Source organism: Bradyrhizobium sp. 23, assembly GCF_023073295.1.
In the GTDB taxonomy this organism is placed as follows: domain Bacteria; phylum Pseudomonadota; class Alphaproteobacteria; order Rhizobiales; family Xanthobacteraceae; genus Bradyrhizobium; species Bradyrhizobium canariense_D.
In genome coordinates this window covers 4,556-5,899 of the sequence record NZ_JADPJF010000066.1, presented here as the reverse complement: position 1 = coordinate 5,899, position 1,344 = coordinate 4,556, and the positions used below count along the sequence as shown (strand labels likewise).

General features: G+C 57.1%; 2 protein-coding genes. Both read right to left on the bottom strand.

All coding sequences use genetic code 11. The features are described 5' to 3' along the window. Positions 1–157: 157 nt before the first annotated feature. On the bottom strand, positions 158–625 hold the full coding sequence (locus IVB32_RS17805) for a hypothetical protein (protein ID WP_247410844.1): 468 nt from the start codon (positions 623–625) through the stop codon (positions 158–160). A gap of 209 nt (positions 626–834) precedes the next feature. Then, positions 835–1,104: an antibiotic biosynthesis monooxygenase gene (locus tag IVB32_RS17800; RefSeq protein ID WP_247371372.1), complete on the bottom strand. Its 270-nt coding sequence runs from the start codon at positions 1,102–1,104 to the stop codon at positions 835–837. Between the last annotated feature and the right edge of the window lie 240 nt (positions 1,105–1,344).

Genomic DNA, 1,344 nt, shown 5'->3' with positions numbered 1-1,344 from the left:
CCAATCCCTGCAATCTCAAATGCCGCCGCAACCGGAAAACTGACTCCTGCTCAATCGCTTAGTGCCTTGTTCACGGACGACTAGGTAGCAGGCCGGCGCAGGTCCGCAACGGGACATGAGCCGACTTCGCTCCAAGCAGCGATACTTGTCAGGCTCCTTAGCGGCCGTAGGGGAAGCAGCGGTGGCGATCGAGTGTGAGACCGAAATGCGCTCCTAGCGCAGCGATGGCCGCATCCTGCTCAGGATAAGGATCGGCATTGCATGCGGCAACGATGATGATCCGGAACCCGCCGCCATCCTTGCCACCCGGCGGCAGCATCGCTGTAGCCAGTGGATTACCCTCCCTGTCACGCAACGTGAGGAAAAGCGGCATCTCTCGCTGTACATGGGCCTCGAGGCCGATGTCGCGCTCGATCGCGTTGGGCTGCTCCGGACGCCAGGATTGGACTGCCTTCTCTCGCTCGCGGCAGAAATATTTCTCGACTGTGTGGCGCATCAGGCGCGACTCTTGCGCCGCTTCACCTTCCGTCTCGATACGGAACCAGGTCTTACCCTTCGGCGCGTCGCAAACATACTGCATTTCGCCCATCCTGATCGGCGCAATTCTAGGGCGGCGGGCCCGCAAGGCCAGAATGTCATTCTCGTCGCGTTTCGATCTTTTGCATTTTTACACGGCCAGGGTCAATCGCGTCACTTTGGCCGCGTGCCGTTCTCTAGCGGTCTATCCCTGTGAACGGATATCGTCAGACCGCCCCGGCATGTCTCAATGGGCCAACAGGCGACATGGTACCACCACAGCAAAAAAAATCCCGGCACTTGGCCGGGATCGATACTTCACGCCTTGTTGGTGAACCAAATCGTTGGAGCTTGCGACACTCCCGCATTCTGCATGGCATTCTTCAATTCAGCACTCTGCGCGAAGGCTTGCGCAGCTTCAATCGTGGCAAACTCGTGAGTTACTGTGATGTCATTGGGATTTTCGACTGCTCGGTAGACAGCCTCGGCTGTTACGCCCTTCGCCTTCTGAACCGGAGCAAAATCGTCGTAAACTTTCCGCCAGGTCTTGTAGTCGGAAACCGTGTGTCTAACAAACATAGTCGTCATCAGATGTTCCTCCCAGACTGGTCGTAGCAATCTTTCCACGAACGCTTGAAACAGCACTTCCAGGAGCACCTGTATAATACCGGCCACCGCTTGGAGCTATTTCATTTCCGGGTTGCACTGATGCCATCGGACCCTTGCCCTTTGTCCGATAAAACTGAGGCGTGCTGCCACTTCGCTGATGGGCTAACTCCGGTCTTGCGGGAGCAGCATCATCGCCTCCGCGCTCGACGCCAATAGATC

Bases quoted from the DNA above. Each gene is read 5' to 3' on its own strand.
- IVB32_RS17800 (WP_247371372.1), bottom strand. From the start codon at position 1,104: ATGACGACTATGTTTGTTAGACACACGGTTTCCGACTACAAGACCTGG.